The sequence below is a fragment of the Streptomyces sp. NBC_00448 genome (assembly GCF_036014115.1).
GTDB lineage: Bacteria > Actinomycetota > Actinomycetes > Streptomycetales > Streptomycetaceae > Actinacidiphila.
The window spans coordinates 1419525-1441089 of sequence record NZ_CP107913.1; the positions used below are offsets into that span (position 1 = coordinate 1419525).

Below are 21565 nucleotides of genomic sequence, written 5' to 3' on the forward strand. Positions count from 1 at the left end.
GATCGGGCGGTCGAGCCGGGCGGTGGGCGCGAGTCGGCGGCCGCCCGTGCGCTGACGCGCGCCGCCGGAGGGGGAGCTGTAGCCGCATGAGCCGTCGTTCGACCGGGTTGGTGTCCACGTGGGCCGAGATCCAGCGCCAGCAGCAGCGGCAGACGGAGGCTCAGCACCGGGCCCGGGAGCAGCAGCGGCGCGAGGCCGAACGGCGGCAGCGGGCCGCGGAACGTGCGCTGGCCCGCTCGCAGAAGGAGCAGCAGGCGGCCTACCGGCGCCGCCGCGAGGACGACGCCCGCCGGCGTACCGAGGAACTGGAGTGCCGCAGCGAGGAGTTGGCGGGGCTGCTGCGGGCGGGCTGCGCGGCGCCGGTCCTCTCGCCCGAAGCGCTGGTGCTCCCCGAGGAGTTGGAGCCGTTCGCGCCGGGCCCGTTGGCGGTGCCGGTGGCCATGCCGCGGCTGGAGAGCTACGCCCCCGCGCACCGCTCGGCGTGGGGCCTGGGCCGCCAGGACCGGCAGACGCGCGAACGCTACGAGCACGACCTGGGGGTGGCGCGGGCCGCGGAGACCCAGCGGCAGCACCAACTCGCCGACTACCAGGAGCGGTACCGGCGCTGGGCGGAGCAGCGGCTGGCCGAGATACGCCGGCACAACGCGGGGGTGCGCGACTCGCTGGAGCGGCTACGCGGCGGCGAACCGGACGCGGTGGAGGAGTACTTGACGGGGGCGCTGTACTCGTCGCGGGCGTGGCCGGAGGGGTTGCCGCGGCAGGTGTCGGCGACTTTCGAGGCGCCCGAGCGGCAGTTGGTGCTGAACTGGGAGCTGCCGGCGTTCTCGGTGGTGCCGGAGGCGGCGCTGGTGCGGTACATGCCGAGCGTGGACCGGGACAAGGAAGTGGCGCGGCCGGTCACCGAACGGCGGGCCGCCTACCGGGACCTGCTCGCGCAGTGCCTGCTGCTGGTGCTGCGCGAGGTGTTCGGCGCGGACTCCTTCGGCCTGCTCGGCTCGGTGGTGCTCAACGGCTTCGTGGACGACACCGATCCCGCGACCGGGCACCGTACCCCGGTGTTCCTGGCCACCGCGATGGTCTCCCGGGCGGACTTCGACGCGGTGAACCTCGTGCAGGTCAACGCGGTGGACTGCCTGGTCGACGGTCTGGGCGGGCAGTTGTCGGCACGGCCGGACCGCAGGGCGGCGGTGGTGCCGGTGCGGCAGCCGGGCGAGGCGGGCCGCGGGGTGGTCACGCACGGCGGCGGCGAGGAGCCGGACCTGCTGACGATGGACCCGCTGGAGTTCGAGGAGCTGGTCGCGGAGCTGTTCCGGGCGATGGGCATGAGCGCGGTCACCACGGTGCGGTCCGGCGACGGCGGGGTGGACGTGGACGCGCTGGACCCGGACCCGATCCGCGGCGGCAAGATCGTGGTGCAGGTCAAGCGGTACCGCAACACCGTCACGCCCAGCGCGGTACGCGACCTGTACGGGACCGTGCAGTCGCTCGGCGCCAACAAGGGCGTGCTGATCACCACTTCGGGCTTCGGCCCGACCTCGCACGCCTTCGCCAACGGCAAGCCGCTGACGCTGGTGTCGGGTACGGACCTGGTGGAGCTGCTGCACCAGCACGGCCTGGGCGGGCGGTTGGGCGGCGCGCCGGCCGCGCGCACGAGCGAGGGAACGCCGACTGCCGGGCAGGGGCTCGGACTTGACGACGAACCGGACGCGAGCGTGCTGGGCATGTGGTGGGCCGGGGAGGTTGCGCTGGACGTGTGCGCGCTGGTGTGCGCGGGCGGCCGGGTGCTCGGCGACGACCACTTCGTCTTCTACAACAACCCCCGCACCCCGGACGGCAGCGTGCGGATGATGCCGGGCCTGGGTGGCGACAAGGCGGCGATCTGGGTGAGCTTCGACCGGCTGCCGGCCACCGCCGACCGGGTGGTGCTGGTCGCCGCGATCGACCCCGAGGTCAATCCGGACGCCGATCTGGCCGGGTTCACCGACGCCCGGATACGCCTGACCGACCCGGAGGGCAGCGAGGCGGACCGGCTGGACGTCTCCGACGGCCGCCCGGGCGAGACCGCCCTGGTGCTGGGCTCCTTCCGCAGGCGCGCCGGCGACGACTGGACCTTCGTGCCCGGCGGCAAGGGCTACCAGGGCCCCGGCGGCCTGGTCGAGCTGGTGCAGGAGCACGGCATCGAGGTGGAGTAGCGCGACCGCGGACCGGAGTGTGCTAGAGTCACCGTAGGGACTTATAGGTCAGCGCCCTTCTGATGGCGCCTCGTCCCTCTCACCCCTCGGTTTTCCTCCGAGCGTGGTCTGTTTTCCGATCGACACGGCGACGGCCGATCTTCGTCCTCGCCCGACTTCCCGCGGTACCCGGAGCGTGCATCCCTCCGCTCGGGCCGCAACTCCCTCACGCCCTACGGCGGCGTACGGCGCCGCCCGTCTGATCCATCCGTCCGCGAAAGGACGACATCCATGACCGAGATTCTCGAACGCCCGCTGAACCGGCAGGAGTTGCCGCAGCGGGTGACCGGCGTGCTCGACACCGAGCGCGGCGGACAGGCCCGGCTGCGCGGCCCCGGCCTGCTCCCCTCCCCCGACGACCCGGCCGTGCCGCAGGCGCTGGTCCGCCGGGCCGGGCTGCGCAGAGGCGACCTGGTCGAGGGCACCGCCGGCAAGCCCGGCACCCTCGCCGACGTGCGGTCCGTCAACGGGCGGCCGCCGGCCACCCCGCGCCCCCACTTCGGCGACCTCACGCCGCTGCACCCCAACGAGCCCCTGCGGCTGGAGAGTTCCGCGCTCAAGGGCTCCTCGGCCGCCGCCGGGCGGGTCATCGATCTGATGGCGCCGATCGGCAAGGGCCAGCGCGGCCTGATCGTGGCCCCGCCCAAGGCCGGCAAGACCGTGCTGCTGCAGGGCATCGCGGCCGCGGTCGCCACCAACCACCCCGAGGCGCACCTGATGGTGCTGCTCGTGGACGAACGTCCCGAGGAGGTCACCGACATGCGGGCGAGCGTCCGCGGCGAGGTGATCTCCTCGACCTTCGACCAGCCCGCCCGGCAGCACATCCATGTCGCCGAGCTCGCGATCGAGCGGGCGAAGCGAATGGTCGAGCAGGGCCGCGACGTGGTGATCCTGCTCGACTCCCTGACCCGGCTGTGCCGGGCCCACAACAACAACGGCGCCGGCAGCGGCCGCACGCTCTCCGGCGGGGTGGACGCCGCCGCCCTGCTCGGCCCCAAGCGGCTGTTCGGCGCGGCCCGGCTGGCCGAGGAGGGCGGTTCCCTGACGATCCTCGCGACCGCCCTGGTCGACACCGGTTCGCGCGCCGACGACTTCTACTACGAGGAGCTCAAGAGCACCGGCAACATGGAGTTGCACCTCGACCGCTTCCTCGCCGAGCGCCGGGTCTTCCCGGCGCTCGACATCACCACCTCGGGCACCCGGCGCGAGGAACTGCTCGTCCCCGCCGACGAGTTGGCGGTCCGCTACCACCTGCGCCGCGCGCTCGTGAACCGCGACCCGCACGGCGCCACCGAGGTCCTCCTCACCCGCCTGCGCGAGACCGCCACGAACGCGGACTTCCTCCGCAACGCCCGCGCCACCGTGCCCGGCGCCTCCTGACGCCCCGGAGCCTCGCCACGCCCCCCGGCGCCTCGTCAGACCTCAGGCACCCCGGTGCCCGGGGGCACCGCGGAAAATCGGGTGCCTCCGGCGCCGGGAACCGGCAGGATCGTCGGATGACCGACAGGGAACCGACGGGCCGAATCCTCCCGGGCCGCCTCCTTCCGGGCCACTTCCTTCGGGACCGCTTCCTCCGGGACGGCTTCGTGAAGGTGGAGGGCGCGTTCGCGAGGAGCACCGCACGGGAGTGCGCGGCCCTGCTGTGGGAGCGGACCGGGTGCGACCCGGACGACCCGGCCACCTGGACCGAACCGGTGCACTGGGTCGGCGACATGGCCCAACCCCCCTTCGCGGCGGCAGCCAACACCCAAGTGCTGCATGCCGCGTTCGACCTGCTGGTGGGTGCGGGCCGGTGGGCGCCGCGCTCCTCGCTCGGCTCGTTCCCGCTGCGCTTCCCGCACCCGGTGGAGCCCGATGACGCCGGCTGGCACATCGACGCGAGCTTCCTTCCGCCGGGCGGGCGGCAGTATCACGTCAACACGCGGTCCGAGGGCCGCGCGCTGCTGATGCTCTTCCTGTTCACGGACGTGGCCCGGGCCGACGCGCCCACCCGTATCCGGATCGGCTCGCACCTGGACGTGCCGCCGGTGCTGCGGCCGTACGGCGAGGAGGGCACGTCGATCTTCACCGTCGCGAAGGAGGTGGACGAGGCGAGCGCCCGCCGCCCGCTCGCCCTGGCGACCGGACGGGCCGGGGACGTGTACCTGTGCCATCCCTTCCTGGTGCACGCGGCGCAGCCGCAGCACGGCGGCCGGCCCCGTTTCATGGCGCAGCCGCCGCTGTACCCGGCCGAGCCGCTGCGGCTGGAGCGGCCGGACGGGGCGTACTCCCCGGTCGAGCTGGCCATCCGCGCCGGCCTGGCCGCCGTGCCGCGGGAAGCCCCGACGCTCGGCCCGGGGCCGGACATCGGTTAGCGTGCACAGCATGCTGCATGGACGGGGAGCCGAAGCGGACACGGTCGAGGCGCTGCTGGACGGGGCGCGGGCGGGCCGCAGCGGGGTGCTGGTGGTGCGCGGGGACGCCGGGATCGGCAAGACCGCGCTGCTGACGCACGCGGTGGAGCGCGCACGCGCGGCGGGTTTCACGGTGGTGCGCAGCTCGGGCGTCGAGTTCGAGGCCGAACTGCCGTACGCCGGACTTGAGTTGCTGCTGCGCAAGGCGATGGGCGCGATCGGGTCGGTGCCGGAGCCGCAACAGCGGGCGCTGCGTGCGGCGTTCGGGCTGACCGCGGGGAACGCGGGCGAGCCGATGTTCGTCGGTCTCGCGGTGCTGTCGCTGCTGTCGGGGCACGCGGGCGACGGGCCGCTGCTGTGTGTCGTCGACGACGCGCAGTGGCTGGACCGGGCGTCCGCCGACGCGCTGGCGTTCGCGGCCAGGCGGCTGGACGCGGAGGGCGTGGTGATGCTCTTCGCGGCCCGCGACGGCGAGGGGTCGTTCGTCGCGCCGGGGCTGCCCGAGCTGCGGCTGGGCGGGCTCGACGCGACGGCGGCCGGCACGCTGCTGGCCGAGCGCGGCGCCGGGCTGGGCACGGCCGTACGGCGCAGGGTGCTGGCCGAGGCGCAGGGCAACCCGCTGGCCCTGCTGGAGCTGCCGCTCGCGCTGGACCCGGCCGGCGGAGCCGACGGCGCCGGCCCGGCGGGCCCCGGCGTGGACGTCGGGCCCGACCCGCTGCCGCTGACCAGCAGGCTGGAAGCCGCCTTCCACGGCCGGGTCGCCGACCTGCCGCGCGGCACGCAGACGCTGCTGCTGATCGCCGCCGCCGACCACACCGGCCACCCGGACACCCTGCTCGCCGCCGCCACCGCGCTCGGCGTCGGCGTGGACGACCTGCCGCCCGCGCAGGACGCGGGGCTCGTCCTGGTCGACGAGGAGGACCGGCTGCGGTTCCGCCATCCCCTGATGCGGGCCGCGATCCACCAGCGGGCCCCGCTGCCGGAGCGGCTGGCCGCCCACCGGGCGCTGGCCGAGGCGGCCGACCCGGTACACGACCCGGACCACCGCGCCTGGCACCTGGCGATGGCCGCGACCGGCCCGGACGAGGAGGTGGCCGCCGCCCTGGAGGCCACCGCGGCGCGGGCCCGCCGGCGCAGCGGCCACTCCGCCGCGTCGGTCGCCTACGAGCGCGCCGCCCGGCTGAGCACCGACTCCACCGCCCGCGCCGACCGCCTCCTGCTCGCCGCCGAGGCCGCCTCGGAGGCCGGCGAACTGCCCCGGGCCCGGGACTTCGCCGAGCAGGCCGCCCGCGTGGCGGCCCCGGTCCTCTCCCCCGGCTCCGCGGCGGAGGCGGTGATACGCGCCAGGACGCTGTACGTACGGGCGCTCGCCGACTTCTGGCAGGGCGCCTTCCCCGGCGCGCACCGGATGCTGCTGGTGGGCGCCGACGCGGTGGCCGCGGTGGACCCGGAACGGGCCGGGCGGATGCTGGTGCAGGCGGTGCACACCGCGTGGTACCTGGGCGCCGCCGAGGTCGAGGAGACCGTACGGCGGCTGGCGGCACTGGAGTTGCCCCGGGACGCGGCGATCCGCCCGGTCGCGGACTTCTTCGCCGGCGCGCTGGGGCTACCGGGCCCTGCCTCTGCCGCCGCCCCGCCGACGCCGGAGGAGCTGCTGCCGGCCGCGGCAGCGGTGCGGGCCGCCAATGGCGGCGACGCCGACCCCCGCGAGCTGGTGATGCTCTGCGCGGCCGGCATGCTGCGCGGGCAGGACGATCAGACGTACGAACTGGCCGCCCAGTTGGCGACGGAGAGCCGGGACAGCGGCGGGGTGGGGCGGCTGGCGACGGTGCTGTTCTTCCGGGCCGAGGTGGAGGTGTTCGAGTCGCGGATCGCCGAGGCGTACGCCACCGCGGCCGAGGGGCTGCGGATCGCCCGGGACACCCAGCAGGCGCAGTGGGTCAGCCAGTTGAGCGGTGCGCTGGCGCAGGTGGCCGCGCTGCGGGGCGACGAGGAGGAGTGCCGCGCCCACGTCGCCGAGGCGCTGGCGGCCGCACCGGGCGCGCCGACCGCGCCGGGTGCCGGGTGGGCGTACTGGTCGCAGGGCCTGCTCGACCTCGGCCTGGGCCGGGCCGGATCGGCCCTGGAGCGGCTGGAGTTGCTCAGCGAGCCGCTGCTGCGGCACCACATCTGCACCACCCGCAGCGTGCCGGACCTGGTGGAGGCGGCGGTCCGCCTCGGCGAACCCGGGCGTGCGGCCGAGCCGTTCGCCCGGTTCGAGCGGTGGGCGCGGCGCACGGGGCAGGACTGGGCGGAGGCCATGGTGGCCCGCTGCCGGGCACTGCTGGCCCCCGACGACCAGGCGGAGGCGTACTTCACGGCGGCGCTGGCCGCGCACGACCCGCACCGGCGCGCGCTGGAGGCGGCCCGCACCGAGCTGCTGTACGGGGAGTGGCTGCGGCGGGCCCGGCGCAGAAGCGAGGCGGCCGGGCGGCTGCGGTCCGCGCTGGAGGTCTTCGAACGGCTCGGCGCCCGCCCGTGGGCGGATCGGGCCCGCGGTGAACTCGGCGCCTCCGGCGCGCTGGTGACGGCACATCAGGAGACGCGTTCGCTCGCCGAGCAGGCGGGGCTCACCCCGCAGGAGGGGCAGATCATCCGGCTGGCCGCGCACGGCCTGTCGAACAAGGACATCGCCGCACGGCTGTTCCTCAGCCCGCGTACGGTCGGCTACCACCTGTACAAGGCGTACCCGAAGCTGGGCGTCGCCTCGCGCGGCGAACTGTCCGGGCTGCTGGCCTGAGTTCGGCCCGCCCGGCCCGAACGCGCGGACGGGCCCGCCCGGTTGTCAGAACCGGGCGGGCCCGCCGATCGCGGCCGTGTGACCGCGGTGCCGGTGTCAGATGACGACGCCGTGGCTGCTCAGGTAGGCGACCGGGTCGATGTCCGAGCCGTAGCTCGGCGTGGTGCGCACCTCGAAGTGCAGGTGCGGCCCGGTGACGTTGCCGGTCGCGCCCGAGATGCCGATCTGCTGGCCCTCGGTGACGGTCTGGCCGGCCGAGACCAGCGCCTGCGACAGGTGGCCGTACAGGGTGTACTTGCCGTCGGCGTGGTGGACGATCACGTCGTTGCCGTACGCGCCGTCCCAGCCGGCCGACACGACGGTGCCCGCGGCGACGACGTGCACCGGGGTGCCGGAGCCGACGAGGAAGTCGACGCCGGTGTGCGAGCCGCTGGACCACAGCGAGCCCGACGCCTTGTAGCCGGTGCCGATGGCGGCGTCGCCGACCGGCTTCATCCAGCCGGTGCCGGCGGTGGTCGTGGCGGCGGCGGTGGACGCGGTGGCGGTCTTGGCCGCGGTCTTCGCCTGCGGCGCGGCCTTCGCGGCGTCGAGGGTTAGTACGGTGCCGGGGCGGATCAGGCCGGGGTTCGACCCGATGACGGCCTTGTTGTCCTGGTAGAGCTGCTGCCAGCCGCCGGTGACGTGCTGCGCGGTGGCGATCTTGACCAGGGTGTCGCCCGTGACGACCTTGTACGTGGCCGACGCGGCGGTCGTGCTCTTCGCCGGGGTGGCCGCGCCCGCGTGGGTCGCGGCGACCAGCGGCAGCACGAGTGCGGCGCCGCCGGCGCCGGCGGCCACGTAGAGGCGGGTGAGACGGCGGCCGTTGCGGACCTTGGGCTTGCGGTGCCGGCTGTGTGCGGGCATGGGGGATGTCCTCTCCTACGCCTGCGAGGTGAGCTGTCGGGTTCGGGCAGGAGATGCCCGGCCGCGGATGCGGCTTCACCCCGAGCCGCCCGGGTGCGACCGCCGGCGGTGCGGCGGTCGACTCGAGCGGCGGCTTACCTGGTTCCCCCGCTCCTGCCATGTCGGTGTTCGGGTGATCCGCGTAGCGGGCGGTGGCAGGACTCGGCGGTCCGCCCGGCGGAGGGGAAGCGGGTTGCCCCGCACGAGACGGAACGTAGGGGACGCCGCTCCACCCGGGCAAACGGCACTTTCCCACCCCCGGGCGCCCCCGTCACCGTATGTGCCCGCGCTCCCGGATGTCCGTTATGCCGCCCCTACTTCAGGTGCGCCACCCGCCACCGTCCATCACGGTGCGCCGGTCGCGGTGACTCGGCGTATTACGGCCGACCGCGGACCGTACTCATCCGGTGATCCCGCTCACACGTTTCCGAATTGCCCTGATTCGTACGGTTCTTGGGTGCGACCTCCTTTCGCGGGAGGAGCCGTACCTACGCAGGGGCACCCCGGGGAGAACCTCAGAACGTGCCCGGGGCGCCGATGAGGCGATGGTCGAGGGTGCGGGAGAGCCGGTAGGCGACCGGGCGGAAGCCGATCGCGGGGAAGTGCCCGGCGGCGTGCGGCGACGCGGACGGCCACTGCGCCGACATGTAGCGGTGCCCGGCGTCGTACGCCCACGCGAGCGCGGTCGCGAGGAGCACCCGGCTGATCCCCTCCCCACGGAACGCAGGCTCGACGTACGCCTCGACGAGTTCGACGCAGGCCGCCGGGACGACCGGGTCCGCGTGCGCGGGCACCAGCAGCACCATGCCGATCTCCTCGCCGCGCCGGGAGGCGATCCACGCACCGCAGCGGGAGTCCGAGAGCGCACCGGCGTAGTGCACGCGCAGCGCCGCGAGCGCGGCCTCCGGCTGCGGCTGGAAGGTCGCGGTGCCGCGCTGCCGCCGGGCGGACTCCGCGGCCATCCGGCCGATCTGCGGCAGGTCGCCGGGCCCGGCCCGGCGGATGGCCAGGCCCTCGACCCCGCGCGGCTGCCGCCCGCGGGCCTTGACCGCCATCAGCCCGTGCACCCGCTCCCGGCCGAAGCCGAGGTCGGACCACGGCGTGGTGCCGACCTCGCCGGCCGGCACGTCGACGTAGTGCACCAACCGCCGCTCGGCGACGAGCCGATCGGCGACCCGTACGTACAGCGCGCGCAGCACCTCGCTCTCGCGGCCGGAGGGGAGCGCGTGGCCGCCGTGCGGGACGAGCGCGGAGCGCGGGTGGCTGCGCAGGGCGGCGGGGTCGTCGGGGGCGAGGTCGAGCGGTATCGCCGCGAGGTGACCGATCAGGCCACCCTCGCCGTCGAGGGCGCGGACCGCCTCGATGCCGGGCACCTGGTGGAGCTTGCCGAGCAGTTCCTCGCCGCGCACCGGACCGTCCGCGAGCCAGGACCGCTGCGACGGAGGGCGCCGGGCCCGGGCGAACCAGCGGTCGTACCGCTGGACGGCAAGAGGTATGTGCTCGGTGGTCAGCGGCGCGGTGGCGACAGTCATGGTGCTCGTGGACGCTAGTGGTGGGCGCCGTCCCAGGGCAAGGCGGGTCCGGCCGGGGCCGGGGACAGGTCGGGACGGGTGCCGCCAACCGCGCGAAACGCCGTGCCCGGCAGGGGCGTTCGGCCGCGGCCGGCGCCCGCCGGGCGAGGCACCGGGGGCACGCCGGCGACCGCCGACCCGATGGCTCGGGGTTGCCGTCGCCTCCTCACCCGGTCCACGCCGGATGCCGCGGGTCGTCCGCGCGCACCAGGACGTCCGCGGCCTCCTCGGGCAGCGCCTCGCGGGCGTACCGCTCGTACGCGGGCAGGGTCCACTGCTCCTGCGGCGGGGTGCGCCGGGCGAGCGCCGCCGGGGACAGCCGCAGATGGACCGTGAGGTCGAACGGCAGCCCCTGCCCGAGCAGCAACGGTCCATCCAGCAACAGGACGCCGCCGGGCGGGAGTTCGACGTAGTCGGCCCGGGTGGAGCGGTCCGTGCCGGGGTCGCGCAGCGAGGGCAGGGCGCGGCCGCTGCCGCCGGGGCCGAGCGGGTCGAGCACTTCGCGGCGCAGCGCCCCGGTGTCGAGCCAGAGCTGGTAGTACGCGTCGACGTCCTCGTGGCCGTACTCCAGTCGCAGCGAGGCGGGGCGCCAGAACGACTCGGCGCCGACCCGCAGGACCGGTCGGCCGAGCGCGGGCAGCGCGGCGGCGACGGCGTCGGCGAGGTCCGCGGGGCGGGCGGCGGGGGCGCCGTCCACCGCGACCCGCCACCACGGTCCGGGCGGGCGGCCGTCGGTGATCCGCTCGGCGAGGGCGTCGGCGAGTTTGGGCCAGGTGATGGGGATCGGCTGCACCCGGCCATCCTGCCGGAGCCGCCGCGGGCGTCACCCCGGCGGCTCGCCGTCACCCGATCGGACGAGGTGACGCGGTATCCGTACCGGGCGGCCCCGGCACGGGCGCCGGGACGGCCGGGCAGCGGGGAGGGCCGGAGGGAGCGGGCACATCCGGGCGGCGTTCCGACCAGGGCCCGACGCCCCTCGTACCCCGCCTCACTCCAGTGGTGGAAATCAGCTACAAATCACCCGTTTGCCACCGAGCGCGATCTATTACTTTTTGTGAGCCTGGAAGAACTCACGGTGACCGTCCCCATCACCTCAGGAGAAGAGCCCCATGATCCTGTCCATCTCCGGCGTCGTGCTTCTCGGCGTCATCTGCTTCCTGTTCTTCCGCAAGGACGGCCTGAAGGTGTCCCACGGAGTGGTCTGCGCCCTCTTCGGGTTCTACCTCGCAGGTACCGCCATCGCCCCCAGCATCACGGCGGGCGGAGCGAGCCTGGCCAGCCTGATCGGCGGGCTCAAGATCTAGCGCCGTCCCCGACGGCCACTCCTGCCCCTCCCCCTCGGGCCCGGCAGCGGTCGATCCGCTCCCGGGCCCGTCGCCGTTCCGCTCCTCGCCCTCGTTCCCGAGCACACCCGCACACCCGCACACCCCGCACCCCGCACCCCGCACCTGATCTCCCCGTGCTTCCCCCCAGCCGCGTTCCCCGCAGCTCTCCGCACGTGTCCCCCCGCGCAGCGGCGTCCCCCATGCGCCGTCCCCCACCCGAACCACCCATGGAGCAACCCGTGGCCAGGCGTCCCCTTCCCAGCATCCTCAGCACCCGACCGGCGCTCGTCCGCGGCCGTGATCTGGCGCGCACCGCGGCCGACGGCGCCGGCGACGTGCTGCACCCCGTCATCACCATCGCCCGAGGCATGCGCAGGCAGGCGTCCTGGGCCGGCGGGTGGTGGGGCCGCACCCCGAAGGACCGGCGCGGACCGGCGCTGCTGCTGGCCGTCGCGGCGGTCGTGATCGTGGCGATGATGCCGTACGGGCCGATCCTCGGTATCGCCGCGCTGGTCGCCTCGGCCGCGTGGATGGGCCGGGACCGCGCCGCCACCGCGCCGGCCGGGCCGACCGAGGCCGAGGGCGTACGCCTCCAGTCGCTCTACGAGGCGCTGGTGCCGTACCTGTCCGACGCGGGCGACCCGGCGCCGCTGTACGCGCACGACGGCGGCTGGGACCGGGCGTTCAGCTCGTACGAGTTCCAGGACGGCCGGCTGATGCGGCTGCACCTGCGCTATCCGGCGTACTTCACCGACGGCGAGGCGGACTCCCGGGCCCGGGTGGAGCAACTGCTGCACGCCAAGGCCGGGCGCGGCCGCGAGTACCGCTTCGACTGGAACGAGGAGGAGAACCACCTCACCCTCACCACCCTGCCGCCGCTGCCGACCGATATCGTCGCGCAGCGGTTCGTCACTTCACCGGGTGAGACGGTGCTCGGCTTCACCGACACCGACACGGTGCAGCGGACCCTGCCGGTCGCGGTGCCGGCCGGCGAGGAGGGCGACGGCGACCAGCCGGCCACCCGGGACGCGCCGCCGGTGGTGTGGCGCACCGGCGCCCGCTCCACCGAGCCGCACCTGCTGGCGCTCGGCCAGCCCGGCACGGGTACGACGAGCCTGCTGCGGTCGATCGCGCTCCAGGCGCTGGTGCACGGCGACGTGGTGGTGGTGGACGGCAGCGGCACCGGGGAGTACGCGTGCCTGGCCGGGCGGCCGGGCGTGCTCGCCGTCGAGGACGGACTGCTCGGGGCGTCGGCGACGCTGGAGTGGGCCGCGCACGAGACCGAGCGGCGGCTGATCGCGGTGAACCGGGCCCGGCAGGCGGGGAATCCGGTCGCGGAGGACGTACGGCGGCCGCTGTGGATCGTCGTCGACCGGCCGACCGCGCTCACCCAACTCGCGCTCGCCGAGGGGCGGCCCGACCCGCAGGCGCTGCTGGACGTCCCGCTGCGGCACGGGCGCACCGCGAACGTCGCGGTCGCGGTGGCCGATCAGCTCGACGCGACCGAGGCGCTGGCGCCCGTGGTGATCTCGCAGACCCGGGCCAGGGTGGTGCTCGGGCCGCTCGCACCCGAGCACGTGCAGGCCGTCCTCGGGGCGCCGCAACGCACCACCCCCGCGGGTGACGTGCCCCCCGGGCGCGGCTACGCCCGACTCGGCACCGGCCCCGTACTCCGGCTCCAAGTGCCCGCCACCCCCGACCCCTTCGACGAGGAGGCCCCCGCCGCACACCGTTCCGCGGTCCTCGCCCTCCTCCCCTCCGACGGCGCCCCCCTCTCCACCCCGACCCCACCCGAACCCGAGCGGAACTCCACGCCCGAAACGGTCACCCTCCGCAAGGATGCAGTAGTCCGCACGGTCGCCGACCTAGAGCTCGGCTAGCCCCTGCGGGGTGGCCGCCTCGACCCCGTCCGACGGTGCGTCGTGGTTGGCCACGCATTTCCCCGCGCCCCTACGGCACCCCGCCGCCGGAGTTGCGGCTCGTTACCGCCTGACGGCCGGTGGCGAGTTGCGTGCGCAGTTCCCCGCGCCCCTGTAAGTGCGGCTTCCTCCGCAGCGGCCCGGCCCCGGGGGCCGTCGGACGACAACGGCGAGCAACCCCCTCAGGGGCGCGGGGAACTGCGCGACCAGCCACCCACCGGGCCGGGGACGGACACGGACCGCCACCACGGCGGCGGGCTGCCGTCAGGGGCGCGAGGAACTGCGCGCGCAACCGACCACCGGCCGTCAGACAAAGGCGAGGCAGCCACCCCGCAGGGGGGCGCGGGGAACTGCGCGACCAGCCACCCACCGGGCCGGGGACGGACACGGACCGCCACCACGGCGGCGGGCTGCCGTCAGGGGCGCGAGGAACTGCGCGCGCAACCGACCACCGGCCGTCAGACAAAGGCGAGGCAGCCACCCCGCAGGGGGGCGCGGGGAACTGCGCGACCAGCCACCCACCGGGCCGGGGACGGACACGGACCGCCACCGCGACGGCGGGCTGCCGTCAGGGGCGCGAGGAACTGCGCGCGCAACCGACCACCGGCCGTCAGACAAAGGCGAGGCAGCCACCCCGCAGGGGGGCGCGGGGAACTGCGCGACCAGCCACCCACCGGGCCGGGGACGGACACGGACCGCCACCACGGCGGCGGGCTGCCGTCAGGGGCGCGAGGAACTGCGCGCGCAACCGACCACCGGCCGTCAGACAAAGGCGAGGCAGCCACCCCGCAGGGGGGCGCGGGGAACTGCGCGACCAGCCACCCACCGGGCCGGGGACGGACACGGACCGCCACCACGGCGGCGGGGTGCCGTAGGGGGAACGGCGTGCCGTTCGGACGGGGTCGCGGCGGCCACCCCGCAGGGGCTACGCAACGAAGAGGCCGGTCGGGTCGCCGTCGGGGGCCGCGCCGGAGCGGACGAGTTCGGCGGCTTGGGCGAGGCGGGCCGCGGCCTCGTCGGCGGCGGGACCGCTGACGGTGAAAGGTATGCGGACGTAGGACTCGTAGGCGCCGTCGACCCCGAAACGGGGCCCCGCGGGCACGCGGACGCCGAGCCGTTCACCGGTGACGGCGAGGCGGGACCCGGAGACGTCACCGGTGCGCACCCACATCGTCATGCCGCCGCGCGGCACGCTGAAGTCCCACCCGGGCGTGTGCGCGCGCAACGCGGCCACCAGGTCGTCCCGGCACTCGCGGGCGCGGGCCCGGCGGGAGGCGAGCGCCTGCTCCCAGCCGCCGCCCCGCATCAGCCAGGCCACCGCGAGCTGGTCGACGACGGGAGACGCGAGGTCGAGGTAGGCGCGGGCGGAGACCAGCCGGCGGACCACGTCGGGCGTGGAGCGCACCCAGCCGATCCGCAGCCCGGCCCACACGCTCTTGCTCGCCGAGCCGACCGTCATCACGGTCCCGCCCCGGTCGAACGCGGCCAGCGGCCGCACCCCGGACTCCTCGCCGTCGAGGACCAGTTCGGCCATGGTCTCGTCGGCGACCACCGTGGCCCCCGCCACCCGGGCCGCCTCGACCAGCTCGCGCCGCTCGTCGTCGCCGACCAGCGTGCCGGTCGGATTGTGGAAGTCCGGCATCACATAGACCATCCGGGGCGCGGCGTCCCGCATCACGCGGCGCCAGACGTCCATGTCCCAGCCGCCCAGCCGCTCCCGCAGCGCGACGGGCACCAGCCGGGAGCCGGTCTCGCGGAACAGCTCCAGCACGTTGGCGTAGCTGGGCGACTCCACGGCGACCCGCTCGCCATACCCGACCGCGTGCCGGGCGGTCGCGCCGACCGCCCCCATCGCCCCGGTGGTCACCATGATCTGCTCGGGCATGGTCGGCACCCCGCGTGCGGTGTAGCGGTCCGCGATGGCCTCGCGCAGCACCGGCAGCCCGGCGGGGAAGTCGCCGTGGGTCGCGGCGTACGCGGGCAGCTCGGCGAGGGCGCCCTGCATGGCCCGGCTCAGCCACGGCTCGGGCGCGGGCAGCGCGGCGGTGCCGAGGTCGATCACGGACCCGGCGGCGTCCGGCGGCAGGGGCTCCAGGCTGCGGGAGGGCAGGATGTGGCCCTCGGGGATCGCGGTCCAGCTGCCGGCGCCGCGCCGGGAGCGTGCGAAGCCCTCGGCCCGCAGCGCCTCGTACGCGGCCGCGACGGTGGTCCGGCTCACCCCGAGCGCGAGCGCGAGTTCCCGCTCGGCGGGCAGCCGCGCGGCGACCTGGAGCCGCCCTTCCAGCACCAGCAGCCGCACCCCGTCGGCCAGCCCTCGGTAGGCGGGCAGCTTCCGCCCGCCGTTCCCGGTACCGGCCCCGCTCCCGTCGGCCGCCGGCCGGGGGGTCAGAAGCCGGGCGAGGTGCGCGGCGCTCACCGTAGCGGTCCACTGAGGCATCGAACTCAGTCCACCTTTCCCGGATTGGCTGTGGAAGAAAGCCGTGTACAGGCCACAGAGTGGCATGCGCCGCCGTTCACACGCCAGGGGGGTACCCGTGCGCCGTCCACCTGTCCACCGCCTCGTCCGTCTCTACGCCGGGCTCGCGCTGTACGGCGCGAGCGACGCGCTGCTGGTCCGCGCCTCGCTCGGCCTGGACCCGTGGGATGTCTTCCACCAGGGGCTGTCGCGGCTGACCGGGATCAGCATCGGTCTGGTCTCCATTGTCGTCGGTGCCGCCGTTCTGCTCCTGTGGTGGCCGCTGCGGCAGCGCCCGGGGCTCGGCACCGTGTCCAACGTGGTGCTCGTCGGCCTCTCGCTCGACGCCACCTTGGCCCTGGTGCCGTATCACGCGGCGCTCGCGGTGCGGGTGCCGCTGGTGGTGGGCGGGGTGCTGCTGAACGGCGCGGCCACCGGCCTGTACATCTCGGCCCGGTTCGGCCCCGGTCCCCGCGACGGCCTGATGACCGGCCTGCACCGCAGAACCGGCCGCTCGCTGCGGCTGATCCGTACCGGCATCGAGCTGACCGTGCTGGCGGCGGGCTTCGTGCTCGGCGGCGGCGTGGGCGTCGGCACCGTGCTGTACGCCGTGTCGATCGGCCCGCTCGCCCAGTTCTTCCTGCGCCTGTTCGACACTCCCCCGGCCCGGTCCCAGGCCGGTCTCCCGGCCTCGTCCGCGGCCGGTTCCGGGCCGATCATGGCCGGTACGGACGGCTCTGCGGGTATTCGCCGGGAAGCGCCGGAACACCGAGTGGTGGACACGATTTAGCCCTGAGGGGTGCGGGCGGGTAGTGTACGCGGTTGGCCCAGCGAGCTGACCGCTACTGCACGCAAAAGATACGACGACAGCGGGTGACATATCCCGCCGAGTGTGACAAATGGGATGTCGCTGGGTAGAAACAGGGGCGACACGACGGGCGACGCATATCCCGAAACGGGAATCTTCACCGCCGACCGGACGTTGACCGGATGACGACGACAGCGACACCTGTCCTGTGGGCGACCAAAGCCCGGGAGGCACGATTCATGAGTGAGCGAGCTCTCCGCGGCACGCGACTCGGGGCCACCAGCTACGAGACCGACCGCGGCATCGATCTGGCCCCGCGCCAGACCGTTGAGTACGCATGCCGGAACGGCCATCGATTTGAGATGCCGTTTTCGGTTGAGGCCGAGATTCCTCCGGAGTGGGAGTGCCGCGCCTGCGGCCAGACCGCGCTTCTGGTGGACGGAGAAGGTCCCGAGGAGAAGACCACGAAGCCGGCGCGCACGCACTGGGACATGCTCATGGAGCGGCGCACGCTCGAAGAGTTGGAGGAAGTGCTGGCCGAACGGCTCGCCGTCCTCCGGTCCGGAGCGATGAACATCGCGGTGCATCCGCGCGACAACCGCAAGACCGCCTGACGGACCGGGTCCGCGGCGCCGCGGGCCCACTCCGGGCCCGCATCCGCGGCCCCCGAACCCTTCCGCCCGGCCGGAGCACCCGCTCCGCGCCGGGCGTACCCATGCCGTCCTACGGTGCCCTGTGCCCACATCCTGTGCCGCCGGCCGCTGCGGCCGACGGCAGGCCCTGCCGCCCGCCGTGGCAGGCCGAGCGGGCCGGGGCGGGCAGTCCGTGCCGGTTGCGGGCGGTCAGTCCCGGTTGATGACCTCGCCCTGGACCACCTTGTCCCCGGAGGAACCAGGCCCCCCGCCCGAGCCGCTGCCGGAGCCGGGCCCACCACCAGGGCCGTCCCCGCCACCGAAACCAGGTCCGCCGGGCCCTCCGAAGCCGCCCGCGGGCCCTCCTGGAGGCATCGGCACGGCGCGGCCGAGTATCGCCCGGTCCACCCGGCGCCCGATGAACGCCCGGGCCTGCGGGATCAGCAGGACCAGCGCGACCGCGTCGGAGACGAACCCGGGGATGATCAGCAGCAGCCCGCCCAGCATGGCCAGGCCGGTCCGGCCGCCGCCCTGGGGCGGGCCGGGCTGAACCCCCTGCTGCTGGGCGTTCACGGATGCCGCGAGGTTCTGCCAGGCGCTGCGCCCGGCGCGCTTCACGGCGGCGGCGCCCAGCACGAACCCGGCGAGAATGCACAGAAAGACCACGAGCCAGTTGGTCGCCCCGGCCACCACCGTCAGCAGCCAGATCTCCAGCGCCACCCACACCGCGATCGCGATCGGCACGATGGTGCGAGCCCGCGAACGACGCTGTCGCTGCGGCCTGACCGGGGGCGATGTGTTCGTCGTCATATCTCAAGTGTGCCAAAGTCCGGGTAAAGCCCGTCGCCGGGCTCCCTGGGCGGTGGACTGGCGCCGTACCGGCCAGCGACGATGTGCGACGTGACACACCCGGAGCCCTCCGACGACCCCGCGCCGCAGGCACACCAGCCCCGAGCCGACGACCCGCACGCCGGATCACCCGGCGGTCCCGCCCCCGACGGCGACACCCTCGCCGACCGCCTGGCCCGGATCGAGGCCCTGCTCGTCCCCGCCCGGGCCGAGCTCGGCACGGCCCAGCACGAGGCCGTACCGGCTTGGCGCCGGGCCACCCGGGGGGAGCCGCGCTGGGCCGCGACCGCCTCCGTGCTCGCGGTGATGGCGATCCAGCTCGTGCTGCCCGCCCGGCTGGTGGGCCACCCCCGGATTCTGGTCCCCGCGGTGGAGGCGGCCCTGCTCGCCTGCCTGATCGCGCTCAACCCGCACCGCATCGAGCGCGGCTCCCGTACGTATCGGGTACTCAGCCTGGTGCTGACCCTGGCGATCGGAGCCGCGAACCTGTTCTCCGTGGTCCTGCTGGTGCGCGGGCTGGCCGAGGGCACCGACCACACGCCGGCCGGGAGGCTGCTGCTGACCGGTGGCGCGATCTGGATGATCAACGTCGTGATCTTCGCGCTCGCCTACTGGGAACTGGACCGTGGCGGGCCGGCCGCCCGCGCGCACGGCGAGCAGGACGTGCCGGACCTCCTCTTCCCGCAGTTGCAGTCCCCGCAGTTGTCACCTCCGCACTGGGAGTCCGCCTACCTGGACTACTTCTACCTGTCCTTCACCAACTCCACGGCGTTCAGCCCGACCGACGTGCTGCCGGTGACACGGAAGGCGAAGCTGCTGATGATGGCGCAGTCCGCGGTGTCGCTGGTCACCGTGGTGCTGGTGGTGGCCCGAGCGGTCAACATCCTCAAATGACCGGCCGCAGCGGCACGATGGCGTTACGGCAGCTGACGGCGCCCGGTGATCTTGCTCGCCCGCGCCCCGACGCCCCACGCGGTGACCCGCCACAGCGCCTCGGCCACGATGTTGCGGCTCATCTTGCTGTCACCACGCTCGCGCTCCACGAAGGTGATCGGCACCTCGACCACGTGGAAGCCGGCCTTCACCGCGCGCCAGGCCAGGTCCACCTGGAAGCAGTAGCCGGCGGAGGCGATGTCGCCCATGCCCAGGCTCTCCAGGGTCTGCCGCCGGAAGGCCCGGTAGCCGCCGGTGACATCGCGGATCGGCACGTCGAGCATCATCCGGGAGTAGGTGCTGCCGCCCCGGGAGAGGTACTCGCGGTGCTTGGGCCAGTTCACCACCCGGCCGCCGGGAATCCACCGCGAGCCGAGCACCAGGTCGGCGCTCTTCAACGCGGTGAGCAGCCGCGGCAGTTCCTCCGGCTGGTGCGACCCGTCGGCGTCCATCTCGACCAGCACGCCGTAGTCGTGGTCGATCCCCCACTGGAACCCGGCCAGGTAGGCGGCGCCGAGGCCCTCCTTGCCCTTGCGGTGCATCACGTGCACCTGCGGGTCGTCGGCGGCGAGTTCGTCGGCCAACTTGCCGGTCCCGTCAGGGCTGTTGTCGTCGGCGATCAGGATGTCCGCTTCGGGCACCGACGCCCGGACCCGCTTGACGATCGGCCGGACGTTCTCCGCCTCGTTGTAGGTGGGGATGATGACCAGGACCCTGCCGAGGGAGTCGAAGCTCCGCTGCTCGTCCTCGTTCACTGCTGCGTCTGCCCTTTCGCCATGCGCGTGCGCTCCAGCCTGCCGATCGCGGTGGCGGCCGCGCAGGACAGAAGACCAACCATAGCGAGTGCCCACTCAGGTGCCGCACCGACTCGGTCCGCGATCGTCTTCTCGTCGCGCAGCGGAATGTCGGCGCTGATGACCTGCTGGGTGAACTCCTTGCTGCGCTGCTCGATCGTCCCGTCCGGCTCGACCACCGCGCTGATCCCACTGGTCGCCGCGGTGACCACGGCCCGGCCGTGCTCGACCGCTCGCAGCTTGGACATCGCGAGCTGCTGGTCGGGCTGGCCGGTGCGGCCGTAAGTTGCGTTGTTGGTCTGTACGACGATGGCGCGGGCTCCGGCGTTCACTGTGTCGCGCACAATTCCGTCGTAGGCCACCTCGAAGCAGATCACGTCGCCCAGCTTCGCCGGGCCGATCTGCATCACGCCGCTGCCCTTACCTGGGTAGAAGTCCTTCGGGATCTCGTTCAGCATCGGGATGACCTTGGTCAACTCTTTACGGAACGGGACGTACTCGCCGAACGGCACCGGGTGCTGCTTCGTATAGTGCGCGCCCGGGCCGGTGACCGGGTCCCAGACGATGCCCTCGTTCTGCACGTGCGCCTTGTCCGGGCCGTCGACCAGCGCGCCGACCAGCACCGGCACACCCACCGCCTGGACCGCCTCGGTGATCTTGTCGTACGCCTGCGGGTAGGTGAACGGGTCCAGGTCCGAGGAGTTCTCCGGCCACAGCACGATGTCGGGCTTGGGCACCTTGCCGGCCTTGATGTCCGCGGCGAGCTTGAGGGTGGCCTGCACGTGGTTGTCCAGGATCTTCATCGGGCGGCCGAGGAAGTGCATGCCGGGCTGCTGCACGTTGCCCTGCACGATGGCGACCTTCACATGCCCGACCGCGTTGGTGTGGATCGGCACGAGCAGGCCGGACAGCAGCACGGCCGCGGCCAGGACGAGCGCGCCGGCCGCGGGCAGGGCGCCCCGCACGGTCAGCGCCCGGGTCCGTGGGGCCTCGGGGCGGGCGAGGTACGCCCGGTGGGCGGCGAGCGCCGCCGCGGCCAGCAGGGCGCCGCTGAGCGCCACCGCGAAGCTCACCAGCGGGGCGCCGCCGAGCGCGGCGAGCGGGGTGAACGGCGACCCGGTGTTCGCGAACGCCAGCCGGCCCCAAGGGAATCCGCCGAACGGCAGCCGGTCGCGGACCAGTTCCTGGGTCACCCACAGGCAGGCCGCCCACAGCGGCCACCACGGCAGCCGGCGGGCCACCACCATCAAGGCGGCCATCACCACCAGGTACAGCGCCTCGATCGCGGACAGGCCCACCACGGCGAGCCAGATCACCGACCGCAGCCACACCAGCAGCCACAGGAAGAACGGAAAAGCGAAGGCGAAGCCCAGCCAGGCGCCCTGGCGGACCGTGCGGCCCTCCAGCACCAGCGCGAGGCCGGCCACCGCGACCAGCGACAACGGCCACACGCCGTACGGCGGGAAGGCGGCGGCCATCATCAGGCCGAAGGCCGCGGCCACCCCGCTCCTGGGGGCCGCGGCCCTGGCGGTGGCCTTCCACCGGGCGCGCCGCGTCGCCGGTACGACCGGTACGACGGTCACGTCGGCGGCAGGCACGGCCACGGGGGGCGCCGCGGGGGCGTTCGGCGGACGCAGGCGCACGGGGGTGGCCTTCCTGCAGGTCGAGAGAGTTGTCGAAGGTGACCGTACCTCGTCTTCCTGGCGGTTCGGCCGGGGCGGGGTCCGCCCGTCCTGCCCATCCCCGTGAGTTCCCGGATCTTGAGGCATGTGGGTGGCTTGTCGCGCAGTTTCCCGCGCCCCTTGGCAAGTGCGGCCCATCCCGCGGCAAGCAAGGAGGTGCCGCAGATACCCAGGGGCCGTGGGGGCACTCCCCCTGGCTCCGCCGGGGGCACCCCCACCCCGGCGAAGCTCTGGGAGGGAACGGCGCGACAA

16 protein-coding genes and 1 riboswitch are annotated in these 21565 nt (G+C 74.4%); of the genes, 9 read left to right on the top strand and 7 right to left on the bottom strand.

Annotated features, from left to right (window positions below):
* The first annotated feature begins 86 nt into the window (after window positions 1–86).
* The 4 genes from OG370_RS05975 to OG370_RS05990 all read left to right on the top strand — a co-directional run bounded on the left by OG370_RS05975 (window position 87) and on the right by OG370_RS05990 (window position 7403).
* The gene (locus tag OG370_RS05975; protein WP_328461343.1) at window positions 87–2192 is read left to right on the top strand and encodes a restriction endonuclease; all 2106 of its coding nucleotides are present in this window, start codon (window positions 87–89) and stop codon (window positions 2190–2192) included.
* Window positions 2193–2462: 270 nt separating this feature from the next.
* Window positions 2463–3611 (top strand): transcription termination factor Rho, encoded by a 1149-nt coding sequence (gene rho, locus OG370_RS05980; protein ID WP_328461345.1) that lies wholly within the window; start codon window positions 2463–2465, stop codon window positions 3609–3611.
* Window positions 3612–3727: 116 nt separating this feature from the next.
* Window positions 3728–4585 carry a phytanoyl-CoA dioxygenase family protein gene (locus OG370_RS05985; protein ID WP_328461347.1) on the top strand — a complete coding sequence of 286 codons (858 nt, stop codon included), beginning with the start codon at window positions 3728–3730 and terminating at the stop codon, window positions 4583–4585.
* Between the two features lie 10 nt (window positions 4586–4595).
* The gene (locus tag OG370_RS05990; RefSeq protein WP_328461349.1) at window positions 4596–7403 is read left to right on the top strand and encodes a helix-turn-helix transcriptional regulator; all 2808 of its coding nucleotides are present in this window, start codon (window positions 4596–4598) and stop codon (window positions 7401–7403) included.
* Between the two features lie 96 nt (window positions 7404–7499).
* Here OG370_RS05990 and OG370_RS05995 read toward each other — a convergent pair whose 3' ends face one another.
* From OG370_RS05995 to OG370_RS06005, 3 genes are all read right to left on the bottom strand, one after another.
* Window positions 7500–8306: a M23 family metallopeptidase gene (locus tag OG370_RS05995; RefSeq protein ID WP_328461351.1), complete on the bottom strand. Its 807-nt coding sequence runs from the start codon at window positions 8304–8306 to the stop codon at window positions 7500–7502.
* 5 nt (window positions 8307–8311) lie between these two features.
* Window positions 8312–8483, bottom strand: a riboswitch (cyclic di-AMP (ydaO/yuaA leader).
* A gap of 377 nt (window positions 8484–8860) precedes the next feature.
* Window positions 8861–9877, bottom strand: coding sequence for a GNAT family N-acetyltransferase (locus tag OG370_RS06000; protein ID WP_328461353.1), 1017 nt, complete (start codon window positions 9875–9877; stop codon window positions 8861–8863).
* Window positions 9878–10082: 205 nt separating this feature from the next.
* Window positions 10083–10709 (bottom strand): uridine kinase, encoded by a 627-nt coding sequence (locus tag OG370_RS06005; RefSeq protein WP_328461355.1) that lies wholly within the window; start codon window positions 10707–10709, stop codon window positions 10083–10085.
* A 316-nt stretch (window positions 10710–11025) separates the two neighbouring features.
* Here OG370_RS06005 and OG370_RS06010 point away from each other — a divergent pair, with 316 nt between their 5' ends.
* Both OG370_RS06010 and OG370_RS06015 read left to right on the top strand, forming a co-directional pair.
* Complete coding sequence (locus OG370_RS06010) at window positions 11026–11220, top strand: hypothetical protein (protein WP_103887705.1); 195 nt, start codon at window positions 11026–11028, stop codon at window positions 11218–11220.
* Window positions 11221–11480: 260 nt separating this feature from the next.
* Entirely contained in the window at window positions 11481–13121 is a 1641-nt protein-coding gene (locus OG370_RS06015; RefSeq protein ID WP_328461362.1) for a hypothetical protein, read from the top strand.
* Between the two features lie 964 nt (window positions 13122–14085).
* Here the strand turns inward: OG370_RS06015 and yczR are convergent.
* Entirely contained in the window at window positions 14086–15597 is a 1512-nt protein-coding gene (gene yczR / locus OG370_RS06020; RefSeq protein WP_328461364.1) for a MocR-like transcription factor YczR, read from the bottom strand.
* Window positions 15598–15661: 64 nt separating this feature from the next.
* Here yczR and yczE point away from each other — a divergent pair, with 64 nt between their 5' ends.
* Both yczE and OG370_RS06030 read left to right on the top strand, forming a co-directional pair.
* The gene (gene yczE / locus OG370_RS06025; RefSeq protein ID WP_328461366.1) at window positions 15662–16405 is read left to right on the top strand and encodes a membrane protein YczE; all 744 of its coding nucleotides are present in this window, start codon (window positions 15662–15664) and stop codon (window positions 16403–16405) included.
* Window positions 16406–16662: 257 nt separating this feature from the next.
* Window positions 16663–17037: an RNA polymerase-binding protein RbpA gene (locus tag OG370_RS06030; RefSeq protein WP_031517570.1), complete on the top strand. Its 375-nt coding sequence runs from the start codon at window positions 16663–16665 to the stop codon at window positions 17035–17037.
* A gap of 228 nt (window positions 17038–17265) precedes the next feature.
* Here OG370_RS06030 and fxsA read toward each other — a convergent pair whose 3' ends face one another.
* Window positions 17266–17865, bottom strand: a complete 600-nt coding sequence (gene fxsA / locus OG370_RS06035; RefSeq protein ID WP_328461368.1) for an FxsA family membrane protein — start codon at window positions 17863–17865, stop codon at window positions 17266–17268.
* Window positions 17866–17955: 90 nt separating this feature from the next.
* Between fxsA and OG370_RS06040 the strand changes: the two genes are divergently transcribed.
* Window positions 17956–18798 carry a DUF1345 domain-containing protein gene (locus OG370_RS06040; protein ID WP_328461370.1) on the top strand — a complete coding sequence of 281 codons (843 nt, stop codon included), beginning with the start codon at window positions 17956–17958 and terminating at the stop codon, window positions 18796–18798.
* Between the two features lie 23 nt (window positions 18799–18821).
* Here the strand turns inward: OG370_RS06040 and OG370_RS06045 are convergent, their stop codons facing one another.
* Window positions 18822–19592: a polyprenol monophosphomannose synthase gene (locus tag OG370_RS06045; protein ID WP_328461372.1), complete on the bottom strand. Its 771-nt coding sequence runs from the start codon at window positions 19590–19592 to the stop codon at window positions 18822–18824.
* A complete protein-coding gene (gene lnt, locus OG370_RS06050; RefSeq protein WP_443060849.1) occupies window positions 19589–21268 on the bottom strand; it encodes an apolipoprotein N-acyltransferase in 1680 nt (559 codons plus the stop codon). The genes OG370_RS06045 and lnt overlap by 4 nt, the downstream gene beginning before the upstream one ends.
* Between the last annotated feature and the right edge of the window lie 297 nt (window positions 21269–21565).